Raw genomic sequence first — 14,445 nt, 5'->3', positions numbered from 1 at the left:
ATGAAAAATCCCCCGGGGCTTGCGCCTCGGGGGATTTTTTTTGCTTATAATTCACCACTCACCACTCACCACTCACCACTCACCACTCACCACTCACCACTCACCACTCACCACTCACCACTCAATAGGTTTGCCTGCCCAGTCCCAAAAGCTACCGCTTTCTTCTGGGGTGCGCTTGTTAATGACATCCAATAGCTGACTAGCAACGAAGCCGGGAGTAAACAGCTTTTCGTTAGGCACCCGGGACTGAAACGGCTCTGAGAGAGGTGTGCAGGTTGTGCCTGGATGTAGGCATAAGACTATTGACGCCTTGTTAAGCCTTTTTAATTCAATCGCCGCCGTTTTGAGCAACATGTTGTGCGCTGCTTTGCTGGCTCGATAGCTATACCAGCCCCCGAGTTGGTTGTCTGTGATGGAGCCAACCCTGGCGGATAGGCTGGCAACAATACAGGCGTGCGTCCCTTTAAAAGACGCTGATAACGCAGCGATCAGTAAAGCTGGCGTAAAGGCATTAACGTGCATGAGAGCCTGCAGGTTACCAGCAGTCAATTGATCTAGCCGCTTTTCGGGTTGAAGGTGCTGAGTGTCATCATGCAGTAAGCCGATGGCGTTAAAAAACAGATGTACTGGCTGCCCGTTTAGTTTTTCCCTCAGTGCAAAGCGCCCTTCCTCAGTAGTTACATCCAATGGGAGTGAAGTGACACGTTCATCGGCAATATCAAGTGGCTGACGACTAACGGCAATAATAAGGCCCACTTGAGAAGAGGACAAAAGGTGCTGTAATACGGCATGACCAATGCCACCAGAGGCGCCGGTAACTAAAACCGTGTAGCGGTCAGGAAGGTAGTCCAGCATAAATAAGCCTAATAGAGGAAGTTGGCTCTCATTCAAGTTGCACGCTGGATATTTGTCTAGAAGGAGTTTAGAGCAGATTATCTGTATTGAAGAAAATAGTTACGCTGATGCGTTGATTCTTCCCGGTTGAGCATTATTACGGCCATCGGGTTTATACAGTGTTTTCTCTGCGATTTGGCGAATGTAGTTCAACATGTCCTGGTTATGCTTCATGCGTACTGAAAGCATTTGCCCAGTCAGTTCGTTCATGCGCGCAACCCGTTCACTCTTTTCAAGTAACGTTGCCCAGGCCGTTTGGCAGCCTGCATCCTGAGCGGCCGCACTGGCTCCCTTGGCACTATCTTCATAGCCAAGACGTTTTTGAACACTGCGACGCAGTGTTTCAATACGCTCAATCTCTGTCAGTAGTGCTTGCTTGTCTTCTGCAACATTGGCGAGTGCTGCACCATCAATATCACCCGGCGTTAGAAGCGTTTGCTCACGCGATAGTAGAGCTACTAGCTCATCAAGGCGTTGCTGTTGATCGGAAAGCAAACGGGCAAGACTCATAATAATTTACCTTATGACTCTGAAAGATTAGCAATTAAGCCGTCAGCAATGCGGGCAGCGTCCATTTCAAGACGGCCTTCACGGATGGCATCACGAATTTCCTGCACTTTCGCGACGTCGACGTCATAGGTTTCGTCGACTTGTGAGTGGCTAAGCTGAGTCGATTCACGCGCTGAGCTGCTCGCTTCAACTGGTTTAGAGCCACCCGCTTTCTGTGTTTCATCACGCTGCTGTGCTTGGTTAGAGCGAAGCAGTGAATTGAGATTATCAATTTTCACGTTGTGTGCCTTTATGGTCAACGTCTGTGTATTCTGCGCCTGTGATATTAGCTATCGGCCTTAATGGTTAAAACTTTAGACACATAATTAAAAATCCACCATTAAAATACCTGGCTCGATAACGCGGGCAGTCACCAGTTCGCGTGTATTAAAGCGTACACGAACTCGGTCTCCCTGGGCGCCACTCTCCAATGCTTCACCCTCGCGCGAAACACGAAATGAGCTGCCTTGTGCTATGACCGTAACGCGCTGACCGCGTTCCACAAGCGAAGGTGCCTGCAGGAAATGATTTTGAAAAGCACTGCCGCTTCGAATTTGGCGCTGTGCAATTTTGCCGACGATTTCCGCTTTATCGATGAGTGCTTGAGAAGAAAGGTTGCTCAAATTACCACTCTGCTGCACAAGCATGTCCGGCGTAATTAACGTGCCTCGTTCAATATCATGCTGTGCTACCCAGTAGCTGCCAATAACATCTATTTGCGCCTGCAGGTAGCGCACCTGCTGGTGTGTCTCACCACACCTGACCCCTACCGAGACGCGGCCAATAGGGGATTGGCCCGCATTAGGCAGAAAAGGCTCCGGTTGAACACAGGGGGGGAGATGTGGTGAAGGCGGGCGTAGCTCAATCACAACCTCTTCCCCCAGTGATTGGGTCTGCTGATACAGAAACTGATGTACTTGTTGAAGAAGAGCATCATCGGCATACGCATGTGAAAAGCAAAACAAACAAGCGCCTATTAGAAAGTAACGCTTGAACACTGCCAAGCAGCGACGTGTAACGCGCAGCGGATATGACATGGTGGGAGCTCAGAAGGGAAAAACAACGAATTTAGCCAATGAGTGTAACTTTAGCTGATGAGTGTAGCGAAAAAGTATTAAACGAAACAGGCGAAATGCTGGTGTAAATACTAGCTGTTCCATGCTTTGAGCTGACAGGCAGGCGCGTATTCTCCACCCTCAATAAATTTCATTTTATTTTTGCCTCCCAGCTAGCGAGGGCTTGGCATGATTGATCAATTAGAATCCGCCTTTAACTACCATCAGCAGGCGTTAGGCTTGCGGCAATCAAGGCATGAAGTATTGGCTGCCAACATCGCGAATGCTGATACGCCTAACTATAAAGCGCGCGATATCGATTTCGCCAGCGAATTGAAAAAAGCCGTTGAAGGTGGTGCATCCCAGCCAAACAATAACGGCGGTTTAACGCTATCGCGTACTTCTGAACGGCATATGGCTGGCACTGGCCCCGCTTGGCGAGGCGCAGGCAGTACGGAATTGCTATATCGGATTCCTGACCAACCCAGCCTAGATGGCAATACGGTTGATATGGATCGTGAACGCACTCAATTTGCTGACAATGCCGTACGTTACCAAGCGGCGCTTACGATTATGAATCGCCGTATCCAGGGCCTGAAAAACGCCATGCAGCCTGAATAAACCGGCTGATTGCGTAGGAGATAAATGATGTCGATGTTTTCAGCGTTTGATGTTGCCGGTTCTGCCATGAGCGCTCAGTCCCAACGTATGAACGTGACCGCCAGTAATATGGCCAATGCCGATAGTATTGCAGGGCCAGATGGTGAAACGTATCGCGCGAAGCAGGTTATGTTTGAAGCGCAGGCGCAAAACACCCGCTACGGCGTAGGTGGCGTGAGAGTCTCCGAAATCGTTGAAGACGATTCTCCCTTGCGCCTTGAATACATGCCGAATCATCCTGCCGCCGACGAAGACGGCTACGTGGCGAAACCCAACGTAGAGCCGGTACACGAAATGGTTAATATGATTTCTGCCTCTCGTTCCTACCAAGCGAATGTCGAGGTCTTCAATACGACAAAGCAAATGATGATTCAGACGCTTTCGCTGGGTGAGGGATAAGCATGAATAATATTGATACAAGCGTCGTTAGCAGTATTAACAGCGGTGGTGGCTCCAGTGGCCTTTCAGCTCGGCAGTCAGATGAGCTTAGAAATAGCTTCATGACGCTACTAATTACCCAGTTGCAAAACCAAGATCCGTTAAAGCCGATGGAAAATTCGGAAATGACGTCGCAGTTGGCTCAAATTAATACCGTAAGCGGGATCGAAGAGCTTAACTCCACGCTTGAAGGCATTACTCAGCAGATGGATGCGGCGAAAGCCTTGCAGGCAGCTGGGTTGATCGATAAAGCGGTATTGGTGCCTGGCAATAATGTGATGGTCAGTGTTGATGAAGAGAACGGCTCTTACGCAACGCCTTTTGGTATTGAGCTGGATTCAGCCGCTGAAAAAGTTGTCGTCACGGTTACCAGCAAGGCAGGTGAGGTGCTTTATACCAAGGACCTGGGCGCGGTGGCGGCAGGTGTTGAATCCTTTAGCTGGGGCGGATTGACGAACGATGGTGCCGCAGTACCGGCAGGTGCCTACAACGTTAATTTCAAGGCCACGAATGCAGAAGGCGAGTTGATGGAGTCTCGAGCGCTTAACTATGCCCTGGTACAAGGTGTATCGCCTGGGACCGGTGGAGATAATGTTCGCCTAGATCTTGGCGCGATCTATGGCCAGGTCACCCTGGATCAGATTAAACAAATTCTGTAATTACCTGCTAAACGCTAATTTTCTTAGGGGAACATTATGAGCTTTTCACAAGCACTCAGCGGTCTCAGTGCGCAACAGCAAAAGTTAGGCGCGATTGGTAATAATATTGCCAACTCGCAAACAGTCGGTTTCAAGAGCTCTAACGTGCAATTTGCTGATGTGTATGCAGAGTCGCGCATTGGGCTAGGTGTACGAACATCTGCAGTATTGCAGAACTTTAGCCAGGGCAACGTAGAGTCAACGTCACGTAATATGGATTTGGCGATTTCCGGTGAAGGTTTTTTCCGGTTTCAACAGTCTAGTGGTGAAGCAGCTTATTCACGCAACGGACAGTTAACCATGACGGCGGATGGTCGCTTAATTAATGCCCAAGGTGCCCAGCTTATGGGGTATCCGGCGGATGCAGAAGGCAACGTTCAAGTGGGCGGCAATGTTGTCCCCTTGAATATTCCACCAGGCGACCTTCCTGCAAATGCATCGACAGCCCTGAATGTTTCCCTGAACCTGAATTCAGGTCAACCGATCATTGATGCTGATTTCGATGCCGAAAATGCCAACACGTATAACTACTCCACAAATGCAACCGTTTTTGACTCTCAGGGTAATGCCCGAAATCTCGCGTTGTATTTTACTAAAACAGCTGACAACCAGTGGTCTGTAAATGGACGCCTCTCTGGTGGGCCTGCGGGAAGTGGAACGTACGACGTTGCGCTAGGGGGGCTAACATTTAATCAAAATGGTGTCTTGCAAGAGGATAATACGAATAACGCCCTATTTGACGATACTGAGTTTGGTGAAGGCAACGCGCTCGCTAACTTAGATATAGATCTTAGTTTTGAAGGTAGTACGCAGTTTGCCAATAATTCGACCGTCAATGACGTTATCCAGGATGGGTATACGTCTGGTTCATTAGTGGGTATTACTTTTGAGAATGACGGCACCGTCATGCGTAACTATTCCAATGAGCAGTCTCGTGCCGCTGGGCAAGTTGCTTTGGTAACGTTCCGTAATCCAGAAGGGTTGCGACCTGAAGGTAATAATCTTTGGACCGCAACAGGTTCTTCAGGACAAGAGCTGGTCGGTGCGCCAGGCGAAGGTTTACGTGGCATGATCCAGCCCAGTGCAACGGAGACCTCTAACGTCGACATGGCGCGTGAGCTGGTTGATATGATCGTCGCGCAGCGCTCTTACCAAGCTAACTCACAGACTATCAGCACCCAGGATGAGCTCCTGCAAACCATTATTAACCTTTAATAGTGGGTCATTTCTGTAAGGAGTAAGTGGTATGGATCGGATGCTTTATACCGCCATGAGTGGCGCTAAACACGCCATGGATCAGCAGTCCGTGGTGACCAATAACCTGTCGAATGTGACGACTACCGGGTTTCGTGCCCAGCTGCAGGCCGCACGCTCTGTGCCTGTGCAGGGAGAGGCGTTATTGGCAACGCGTACGTCAGTAGTAACCACGACGCCGGGCAGCGATTTTTCCCAGGGGCCGGTCGAGTTTACGGGCCGTGCGCTGGATGTAGCCATGCAGGGCAACGCCTGGATGGCGGTATTGGCAGACGATGGCACTGAAACCTACACCAAGCGCGGTGACCTCCAGCTAGACAGCGATGGCGTACTGCTTAACGTCGGGCGGCCGGTTATGGGAGACGGTGGTCCGATTGCTGTGCCTCAAGGTGCTCAGGTATCCATCGGCGCTGATGGTACGATCAGTGCCATTCCCGAAGGTGAAGGCCCTGAAGCGTTGGTTGAAGTTGGCCGTATCAAGCTGGTAACGCCTGATGAACTCGCGCTGACGCGTGGCGATGATGGCCTGTTTCGTGGCCCCCTCAATGAAGAGGGCGTGGCAGGTGCCCTTCCAGGCGACGAGAACGCTCGCCTGGTCAGTGGTGCACTTGAGGGCAGCAACGTCAGCGCCGTGGATGCCATGGTATCGATGATCGATGTTGCCCGGCGCTACGACATGCAAATGAAAATGCTCAGCACCGCTGATGAAAATGCTCAGCGCGCCAACAGTATTCTCTCTATTCAGGGCTAAACCCTAGCCGCTTACCCAAGGGAACACGAATTCTCATGATTACTTCTTTGTGGACCGCCAAGACGGGGCTGGAGTCTCAGCAGACGAAGCTGGACGTTATCTCCAATAACTTGGCCAACGTCAGCACCAATGGATTCAAGCGCTCACGTCCGGTTTTTGAAGATCTGCTGTATCAGAACATGCGCCAGCCTGGCGCGCAGAATAATATTCAGGACCGTCTGCCTTCAGGTATGCAGGTAGGCACGGGAGTGCGTGCTGTCGCCACGGAGCGACTACATACCCAAGGCGGCCTGGAAGAAACCGGCAATTCGCGTGATATTGCCATTAACGGTGAAGGTTTCTTCCAGGTATTACTACCTGATGGGACTAACGGCTACACCCGAGATGGTAGCTTCCAGCTCAATGAAAATGGCCAGATGGTGACGGCAAACGGTTATCCGTTAGAGCCTGCTATTTTTATTCCTGAAAATGCGCTGTCGGTGTCTATTGGCGAAGATGGTACGGTCAGCGTTCGTCAGCCAGGAATAGCCCAGGATGCTAATATTGGCCAAATCAACGTCGCGTCGTTTATTAATCCGGCCGGCTTAGAAAGCGTGGGCGGCAACTTATATCTGGAAACCGGCGCATCGGGAGCCCCTAACCAAAATGCACCCGGTAATAATGGCGCTGGACGCCTGTTTCAAGGCTATGTTGAAACCTCAAACGTGAATGTCGTAGAAGAAATGGTCAGCATGATTCAGACACAGCGTGCGTATGAGATTAACAGTAAAGCGGTATCTACCAGCGATGAAATGCTGGCACGCTTAAGCCAGTTATAAGTGCGCGTTGAGGTTTATTGAGCCATGCGGGAATTTCACTACGTTAGCCGTCGGCTAGGCGTCATCGCTTTGCTGTTTTTTATATTGCTGGCCGCTGGCTGCGCGCAGATACCCCGCGCCTCAGTTGTGGGCGAGCAGGAGCAGATTGATATCGTGGATCGTCCGCCGCCTGTTGCCAATGGGTCCATCTACCAGTCGCGGCGTGGCTATCAGCCATTGTTTGAAGACCGCCGACCTAGAGCCATGGGCGATATCCTCACCATCGTGCTGGATGAGCAGGTAAGTGCAAGCAAAAATGCTAGTACCAACGCGGCCCGGGCAGGTAGCTCTTCGCTGACACTGGCGCAATTACCGGATGTACTGGATACCCTGGCCGAATATGGTTTTGATGTTTCGGGTGCCAGTGATTTTACCGGTGGCGGCGGGGCGCAAGCGACGAACTCTTTCACCGGCACCATCACGGTGTCCGTACTGGAAGTCATGAATAACGGCAACTTGCGAGTCAGAGGGGAGAAGCAGATAGCCATCAACCAGGGAACCGAATTTATTCGTTTCTCGGGCGTGGTTAACCCCCGAACGATAACGACACAGAATACGGTGCCATCAACACAAGTCGCGGATGCCCGCATCGAGTATGTTGGCGATGGCTATATCAATGAAGCGCAGCATATGGGTTGGCTGCAGCGCTTTTTCCTAAATGTTTCGCCTTTCTAGCGATGTCTGGAAAAACCAAACAGCAGAGTAATCTAGAGTGATGGCAATGCGGCTAAACGGTGTTAAATCCATTAAAAGACAGCTAGCTCAACTAGGTAGCGTTCTGCTTGTGTGCCTGCTTGCCTTTCCGGCCCATGCTGAACGCATCCGCGAGCTGGCCACCTTTGCCGGCGTGCGCGATAACCAACTAGTGGGTTACGGGCTGGTCGTGGGCCTGGACAGCACCGGTGACCAAACGACTCAGGCACCGTTTACCGGCCAGAGCTTGACGAACATGCTGTCACAGCTGGGCGTGACTATCCCGCCGGGTACCAATATGCAGCTGCGTAACGTAGCGGCCGTCATGATAACCGCTGATCTTCCCCCCTTTTCGCGCCCCGGCCAGCGTCTAGATATTGTCGTTTCGTCGATTGCCAACGCGCGTAGCCTGCGCGGCGGTACACTCTTGATGTCGCCGCTGAAGGGGGCTGATGGTGATACCTATGCGATTGCCCAAGGCAATATGCTGGTAGGTGGTGCGGGTGCCCAGGCCGGTGGTAGTAGCGTTCAGATCAACCAGCAGGCCTCAGGGCGTATCCCCGGCGGAGCGCTGGTTGAACGTGAGGTGCCGTTGAACCTGGGGGGCAATGGCGGCTTACTGGAGCTGCAGCTGAACGATGCTGACTTTGGTACCGTGCAGCGCATGGTAACGGCCATTAATAGCGAGTTTGGCCAGTCGGTTGCCTATGCTCGCGATGGCCGTGTGATCGCTTTGGATGGCCCGCTTGACCCTAACGCGCGGGTCAATTTCATGGCGCGGGTCGAGAATGTTCAGGTCACGCCCACAGAAGCCCCAGCGCGTGTGGTGCTTAATTCGCGCACGGGCTCTGTGGTGATGAACAGCGCCGTGACGCTGCGCCAGGCTGCGGTTGCCCATGGCAGCCTGTCGATCATGATTGATACGCGCTTTGGTGTGAGTCAGCCAGCGCCCTTAGGGCAGGGGCAAACCGTGGTGGTGCCGGATGCCGATATTAATATCGAGCAGCAGGAGGCCTATCTTCAGATTGTTGAAGGTGCGCAGCTTAATGAAGTAGTGAACGCCTTGAATGCGCTGGGTGCCACGCCGCAGGATCTGATGTCGATTCTGGAAGCGCTGAAAGCGTCCGGCTCGCTTCGCGCTGAGCTGGAGGTCATCTGATGAGTATTTCCAATGACATGACCAGCCAGTTTGCACTCGATGTGCAGGGCTTTCAGCGCTTGCAGCATACCGCTCGAATGGACCCTGAAGCCGGTGTGCATTCGGCCGCCCAGCAGTTTGAAGCGCTTTTCGTACAAATGATGATGAAGAGTATGCGTGACGCCATCCCCACCTCCGGTTTACTGAGCAGTAGCACGACCGATACCTACCAACAGATGTTGGACCAACAGTGGTCACAGGTAATTGCGTCTAAAGGTATGGGGTTAGCCGATGTGTTGGTAGACCAGCTAAAGCGCCAAGGCGTTGTAGGTAACGCTAATAACGCTGACCAAGAGCTACAAACGCTAATTGCGGGCATCCCTCGTGGTACGCCTCGCGTGCTGGATGGGGCGCTACAGCCTCAAGATGAGCGTGCTGTAGGCGCTCAAGCCACTAGCCGATTCTTGAGCGAGCTTGAAGCAATACGTCAGGGCACCATCGTCGAAGAAAGCCAGCCGATCACTATTAATGCTCCGGTAACAACAGTCAATGCGCCTGATCACGTGCAGCGATTTATGGAAAAACTAGCGGTACCCGCTCAAGCTGCCAGTGCGGCCAGCGGAGTGCCTGCAGAGCTTATTCTAGCTCAGGCGGCGCTTGAAACCGGCTGGGGGCGGCATGAAATACCGACTCATCGGGGAGGCAATAGCCATAACCTGTTTGGAATCAAGGCAGGTAGCCACTGGCAGGGCGAGACAACGGATATCGTGACTCACGAATATATTAACGGTCGGCGTACCCAGGTCGTTGATACGTTCCGGGTATATGATTCGTTTGAACATTCGCTTACCGACTATGCCAACCTGATCGGTAATAATCCTCGCTATGCTGGTGTTGTGCAGGCTGCTAATGCCGAGCAGGCAGCCCATGCCCTGCAGCAGGGTGGTTATGCAACTGACCCGCGCTATGCACAAAAATTGGTCGCCGTCATGAATACCATGGGGCCAGTAACACAGAGTACTTTCTTAGCTGATTCGCGCTAACGGGGCTCAAGTTTTTCAGGGCGCTGCCGATAAATTATCCATCGGCCCAAGGATATGAACCATGAGCATGTTTTCTGTTGGCTTAAGCGGCCTTAATGCCGCCCAGAATGCCCTCAACACCACCAGTAACAATATTAGTAATATTTTTACTCCCGGCTATAACCGCGAACTCACCCAGCTGGGCGAAGGACGTGTGAGTGGCGGTGTTCAAGTCAATGCTATTGAGCGACAGTTCAATATTTATGTCGCTAACCAGCTAAACAATGCGAAAACACAATCGAGTGCGCTTGAGACCTATAACAATCAGGTTTCGCAAATCGATAATCTGCTGGCCGACCGAGCAGCTGGCTTATCGCCGTTGATGCAGGGTTTCTTCTCTTCGCTGGAAGATCTTGCAAGCTCGCCGTCTGACCCCGCCGCTCGGCAAGGCGTATTAGGTACAGCCAATACATTGAGTGCTCAGTTCCGTTCTTTTGATGGCTATCTGCAGGATATGCAGAGCAATATCAATAGCCAAATCAAAGACGAAGTTACCCAGATCAATAATACGACAGAGCAGATTGCGGGCTTAAATAAAGAGATTGCCTTGGCTCGTGCGCGAACAGGCGAAGCGCCTAATAGTTTGCTTAACCAGCGCGATAAAATGGTTTCCGATCTTAACGAGCGGATGGATCTGCGTCTAAATATTCAAGACGGCAAAACCTATAACATTAGTTTGCCCAATGGCCAGCCACTGGTAACGGGAACAAACTCATTCCAACTTGAAGCAGTGAAAGCTGATTCTGACCCACAGCGTACGGTAGTCGGTTATCGTGATGGTGGTAATAATTTAACGAAGCTAGACGAGTCAACGATCAAAGGTGGTGCGTTAGGTGGGTTAATGTCCTTCCGCTCAGAAACGCTGGACAAAACTCAAAATCAGATTGGCCAACTAGCTGTTTCGCTATCCGTTGCGTTTAACGAGCAGCATAAAAAAGGCGTAGATCTGGATGGTGAGCAGGGCGGTGACTTTTTCTCCGTACGTGCGCCACAAGGTTACGCCAACGAGAAAAATATCGGTAATGCTGATGTGACGGTGACATTTGACGCCGCCAATATCGACCAGCTTAAGGCAACTGATTACACCGTTCGTTTTGAAGACAATGCGCCTGTCGTTACACGTAATGATAGTGGGCAAGTCGTAGCGTTTGATCAAGAATCTTGGGATAACGGTAATGAGTTGAAATTTGGCGGTATCAGTGTTGAATTTAACGGTAGTGCGCGCTCCGGCGACCGTTTCGAAATCCAGCCTGTACGCCGTGCCGGTAACGGAATGGAAGTTAATATTGCTGATGTGGACAAAATAGCCGCTGGTGATGCGGGGCTTGATGACCAAGGCGGCAGCCCGCTTAACTCATTTAAAAGCACGGGCAATTTAGATGTTAGCGAGTTAAGCACAGCATCCGGCGCTTTTTCTGAGAATAAGCAATATCAGCTAAAGGTGGATGAGGAAGGTACGCTGACACTGACGCCTGAAGCAAGAATCACCGTTGACGGTGCAGTCTTTGATGCATCTGAAGATAAGTTATCAGCTGGAGATGCTGTTGTTATTGATGGCATCAGTTTTACGCTGGATGAACTCCCAGACGAGGATGCAACGGCAACGTTAACCGTCAGCCAGAACATTATCGCAGCCACTGGTGATAACCGTAACGCATTGGCCCTGCAAGAACTGCAGAGCAAGTCCGTGGTGGGTGGCTCCGCTTCAGTGAGCGGTGCTTATGCATCGATTGTCAGCGATGTCGGTAACCGCACTAATATTACTCAGGTCAACCTGGATGCGCGCCAAGGCCTAACCGATCAGTTGCGTGCTGTTCAGCAGTCTGAGTCGGGCGTTAACCTGGATGAAGAGGCCGCCAACCTGATTCGTTACCAGCAGTACTATATGGCTAACGCTCGTGTCATTGATACGGCGGGCACCATTATGGATACCATCTTGAACCTGCGCGGCTAATTCTGGAGCTTAAATTATGCGTATTAGTACCGTTACCATGTTTGAGCAAAGCACGGCGTCCATGAACCGCCAGCAGAGCGATTTTTTAAAGGTGAGCCAGCAGATCGCCAGCGTTCGTCGGGTGGTGAATCCTTCAGATGATCCGCAGGCGGCATCACGTGCCGTTGGTGTTGATCAGTCGATCGCCATCACAGAGCAGTATGCGGACTCGCGCGTTTCTGCTCGCAATTCGCTTTCTCAGACAGAAAGCATATTAAACAGCGTGAGTGATGCGGTCACTAGTGCCAAAACACTGCTAATCCAGGCCTCCAGCGATACCCTAAGCAACGCTGACCGTGAGTCGATTGCCAGTGAGCTAAAAGGGGTTTATGAAACGCTGATTGGCCAGGCTAATGCTACCGATGGCAATGGACGCTATCTGTTTGGTGGCTATAAAGATAATGCGCCGCCTTTTGTTAAAACGGCTGAAGGTAATGTTGAATATAGTGGCGATGTCAATGGTCGTCAGCAGCAGGTTGACGCCTCCCGCTTAATGCCTGTTACCGAAAATGGTAAAACTATTTTCCAAAGTGTGCCCAGTGGTGCTGGCTATATTGCAGAAGCTGTCAAAGAAGATGGCACACGCAACACGGGTAGCGTGACCTTTAGTGGCCCCCAGGTCACAGACGTTAGCGATGACAATTATGGGGATGACTACCGTGTCGCCTTCGGCGGAACGGAGGATGCGCCCACCTATACAGTACAGCGTTTTGACGAAGCCAAAAATGCCTGGTCTAACGTAGAGGATCATGTTGATCAGCCCTATACTGGCGGCACGGATACACAGCAGCTCTCGTTCGGCGGAGTGAAAGTCTCATTAGAAGGCCAGCCGCAGTCAGGTGACCAAATTTTAGTCGCCCAGGCAGGCAGCGATCAGCGCGAACCGGATCTGTTTAAAACGCTAGAGTCGGCTATTCGTGTATTGGAAACCCCAGCCGAAAGTACCAGTGAGCGAGCGGAACTGCGCAATACCTTGAATACCTCAATGCGCGATTTGGATAACGCACTGGATAACGTATTGACGGTACGTGCCTCTGCTGGTGCAAGGCTGAATGAGCTGGATGTTATTGATGCAGTCGGTAGCAACCGAATGATGAACTATACGCAGACATTATCAGATTTAGTCGATCTTGATTACGCCGAGGCGATTTCTGAGTACAGTTTGCGTCAGGTTGGCTTGCAGGCATCGCAAAAAGCATTTGTCGATATTAAAGGTATGTCTCTGTTCGACTATATGTAATTGTAAGCCACAGATAGACATCGCCATTTAAAGCCCCTGTGCCTTTTAGGCATGGGGGCTTTGATATAGGGGCTTTAGTTTATGGGTGCCATTGTTTCTATTAAGGTTTGCATCATTCCAAGCGCTTGGCTAAAGAGCGACTGCAGAAAACGTCCGATATCGTTCATCAATACCATTAAAAGAGTAATACCTACAGTTAATGAGGTGGGAAAGCCGATATTGAAAACCGTAAGTTGGGGGGCGGAGCGGTTAAGAATGCCGAGCGCCAGGTTAATAATCAGCAGGGCGCCTACCAGTGGCAATGCCAGTAACATGCCGGAGGCAAATATAGTGCCTGCGTAACGGGCAAGAAGCTCAAAGGCGCCAGGGTTTAAGCCTCCTATGCCAATGGGTAAGGTCACAAAACTCATAATCAGCGTTTCAAGTACCATTAAATGGCCATTAAACGCTAAAAACATCAACAGCGTAATCATATATAAAATACGCGAAAGCACCATGATGTTGGTGCCGCTTGAAGCATCAAAAAAGGTCGCAAATGCTAGCCCCATCTGCAAACCAATATACTCCCCGGCCGCCTGAACAACAGCAAACACAATATGCATCACCAGCCCCATGGCCAGCCCGATAAGCATCTGTTCCACCATGATGCCGACCCCTGCCCACGACATAATGGCCACATTTGGCATGGCAGGAAGAATGGGAGCAATGACAATGGTAACTAACGCGGCGAGCCCTACTTTCGCCTGGTTGGGGATACTTGAGTGTCCCCAAAGCGGAGAAGCGGCCATGAACGCCGTAATGCGCGCAAAGGGCCATAGAAAGGCTATTAACCAGCCTTGCAGCTGCGCAAAGGTGATATCCACCATGGGATTACATCACCATGTTGGGAATGTTGCTAAACAGCCGGGTAGTAAAATCAGTAATCAAACTAATCAGCCATGGGCCTGCGAGTACCAAGACAGCAAACACCGCCAGAATTTTAGGAATAAAGGTCAGCGTCATTTCGTTAATTTGCGTGGCCGCTTGAAAGAGACTGACGATCAAGCCTGTGAAGAGTGCCGCCAGTAGTATAGGCCCTGCAAGAAACAGCGTTACACGCATGCCCTGGTAAGCCATGCTCATCACCATTTCAGGAGTCATTGG

General features: G+C 51.1%; 17 protein-coding genes. 11 read left to right on the top strand and 6 right to left on the bottom strand.

All coding sequences use genetic code 11. The features are described from left to right. Positions 1–114: 114 nt before the first annotated feature. The 4 genes from ACT3R7_RS12985 to flgA all read right to left on the bottom strand — a co-directional run bounded on the left by ACT3R7_RS12985 (position 115) and on the right by flgA (position 2,480). Positions 115–855, bottom strand: coding sequence for an SDR family NAD(P)-dependent oxidoreductase (locus tag ACT3R7_RS12985; RefSeq protein WP_193091471.1), 741 nt, complete (start codon positions 853–855; stop codon positions 115–117). Positions 856–954: 99 nt separating this feature from the next. After that, entirely contained in the window at positions 955–1,404 is a 450-nt protein-coding gene (locus ACT3R7_RS12980; protein ID WP_193091472.1) for a flagella synthesis protein FlgN, read from the bottom strand. An 11-nt stretch (positions 1,405–1,415) separates the two neighbouring features. Further along, positions 1,416–1,682 (bottom strand): flagellar biosynthesis anti-sigma factor FlgM, encoded by a 267-nt coding sequence (gene flgM / locus ACT3R7_RS12975; RefSeq protein WP_192536415.1) that lies wholly within the window; start codon positions 1,680–1,682, stop codon positions 1,416–1,418. A gap of 87 nt (positions 1,683–1,769) precedes the next feature. Further along, positions 1,770–2,480: a flagellar basal body P-ring formation chaperone FlgA gene (gene flgA, locus ACT3R7_RS12970; protein ID WP_225735979.1), complete on the bottom strand. Its 711-nt coding sequence runs from the start codon at positions 2,478–2,480 to the stop codon at positions 1,770–1,772. A 207-nt stretch (positions 2,481–2,687) separates the two neighbouring features. On the opposite strand from flgA, the gene flgB reads away from it, so the two are divergent. The 11 genes from flgB (at position 2,688) to flgL (ending at position 13,302) form a co-directional block, all read left to right on the top strand. Beyond that, positions 2,688–3,119, top strand: a complete 432-nt coding sequence (flgB, locus tag ACT3R7_RS12965; RefSeq protein ID WP_192536416.1) for a flagellar basal body rod protein FlgB — start codon at positions 2,688–2,690, stop codon at positions 3,117–3,119. A 27-nt stretch (positions 3,120–3,146) separates the two neighbouring features. Further along, positions 3,147–3,557 (top strand): flagellar basal body rod protein FlgC, encoded by a 411-nt coding sequence (gene flgC, locus ACT3R7_RS12960; protein WP_193091473.1) that lies wholly within the window; start codon positions 3,147–3,149, stop codon positions 3,555–3,557. A 2-nt stretch (positions 3,558–3,559) separates the two neighbouring features. After that, on the top strand, positions 3,560–4,255 hold the full coding sequence (locus ACT3R7_RS12955; protein WP_193091474.1) for a flagellar hook assembly protein FlgD: 696 nt from the start codon (positions 3,560–3,562) through the stop codon (positions 4,253–4,255). A 36-nt stretch (positions 4,256–4,291) separates the two neighbouring features. Further along, entirely contained in the window at positions 4,292–5,509 is a 1,218-nt protein-coding gene (gene flgE, locus ACT3R7_RS12950) for a flagellar hook protein FlgE (protein ID WP_192536419.1), read from the top strand. A gap of 31 nt (positions 5,510–5,540) precedes the next feature. Further along, positions 5,541–6,299 (top strand): flagellar basal body rod protein FlgF, encoded by a 759-nt coding sequence (locus ACT3R7_RS12945; protein ID WP_192536420.1) that lies wholly within the window; start codon positions 5,541–5,543, stop codon positions 6,297–6,299. A 35-nt stretch (positions 6,300–6,334) separates the two neighbouring features. Continuing rightward, positions 6,335–7,117 carry a flagellar basal-body rod protein FlgG gene (gene flgG / locus ACT3R7_RS12940; protein ID WP_018917820.1) on the top strand — a complete coding sequence of 261 codons (783 nt, stop codon included), beginning with the start codon at positions 6,335–6,337 and terminating at the stop codon, positions 7,115–7,117. 24 nt (positions 7,118–7,141) lie between these two features. After that, on the top strand, positions 7,142–7,831 hold the full coding sequence (locus tag ACT3R7_RS12935; RefSeq protein WP_018917819.1) for a flagellar basal body L-ring protein FlgH: 690 nt from the start codon (positions 7,142–7,144) through the stop codon (positions 7,829–7,831). A gap of 46 nt (positions 7,832–7,877) precedes the next feature. Then, the gene (locus ACT3R7_RS12930) at positions 7,878–9,008 is read left to right on the top strand and encodes a flagellar basal body P-ring protein FlgI (RefSeq protein WP_192536422.1); all 1,131 of its coding nucleotides are present in this window, start codon (positions 7,878–7,880) and stop codon (positions 9,006–9,008) included. Further along, entirely contained in the window at positions 9,008–10,030 is a 1,023-nt protein-coding gene (gene flgJ / locus ACT3R7_RS12925; protein WP_193091475.1) for a flagellar assembly peptidoglycan hydrolase FlgJ, read from the top strand. The genes ACT3R7_RS12930 and flgJ overlap by 1 nt, the downstream gene beginning before the upstream one ends. A 61-nt stretch (positions 10,031–10,091) precedes the next feature. Beyond that, positions 10,092–12,023, top strand: a complete 1,932-nt coding sequence (gene flgK, locus ACT3R7_RS12920) for a flagellar hook-associated protein FlgK (RefSeq protein WP_496199238.1) — start codon at positions 10,092–10,094, stop codon at positions 12,021–12,023. 16 nt (positions 12,024–12,039) lie between these two features. Further along, positions 12,040–13,302 carry a flagellar hook-associated protein FlgL gene (gene flgL, locus ACT3R7_RS12915; RefSeq protein ID WP_496199237.1) on the top strand — a complete coding sequence of 421 codons (1,263 nt, stop codon included), beginning with the start codon at positions 12,040–12,042 and terminating at the stop codon, positions 13,300–13,302. A 74-nt stretch (positions 13,303–13,376) separates the two neighbouring features. Here flgL and fliR read toward each other — a convergent pair whose 3' ends face one another. Continuing rightward, positions 13,377–14,168: a flagellar biosynthetic protein FliR gene (gene fliR, locus ACT3R7_RS12910; RefSeq protein WP_192536426.1), complete on the bottom strand. Its 792-nt coding sequence runs from the start codon at positions 14,166–14,168 to the stop codon at positions 13,377–13,379. A gap of 4 nt (positions 14,169–14,172) precedes the next feature. Beyond that, positions 14,173–14,442: a flagellar biosynthesis protein FliQ gene (gene fliQ, locus ACT3R7_RS12905; protein WP_018917813.1), complete on the bottom strand. Its 270-nt coding sequence runs from the start codon at positions 14,440–14,442 to the stop codon at positions 14,173–14,175. Between the last annotated feature and the right edge of the window lie 3 nt (positions 14,443–14,445).

Source organism: Halomonas sp. AOP43-A1-21 (assembly GCF_052376775.1).
GTDB classification, from domain to species: Bacteria; Pseudomonadota; Gammaproteobacteria; order Pseudomonadales; family Halomonadaceae; genus Vreelandella; species Vreelandella colorata.
The sequence above is the reverse complement of the archived record's forward strand: the minus strand, read 5'-3'. Positions and strand labels throughout refer to the sequence as shown.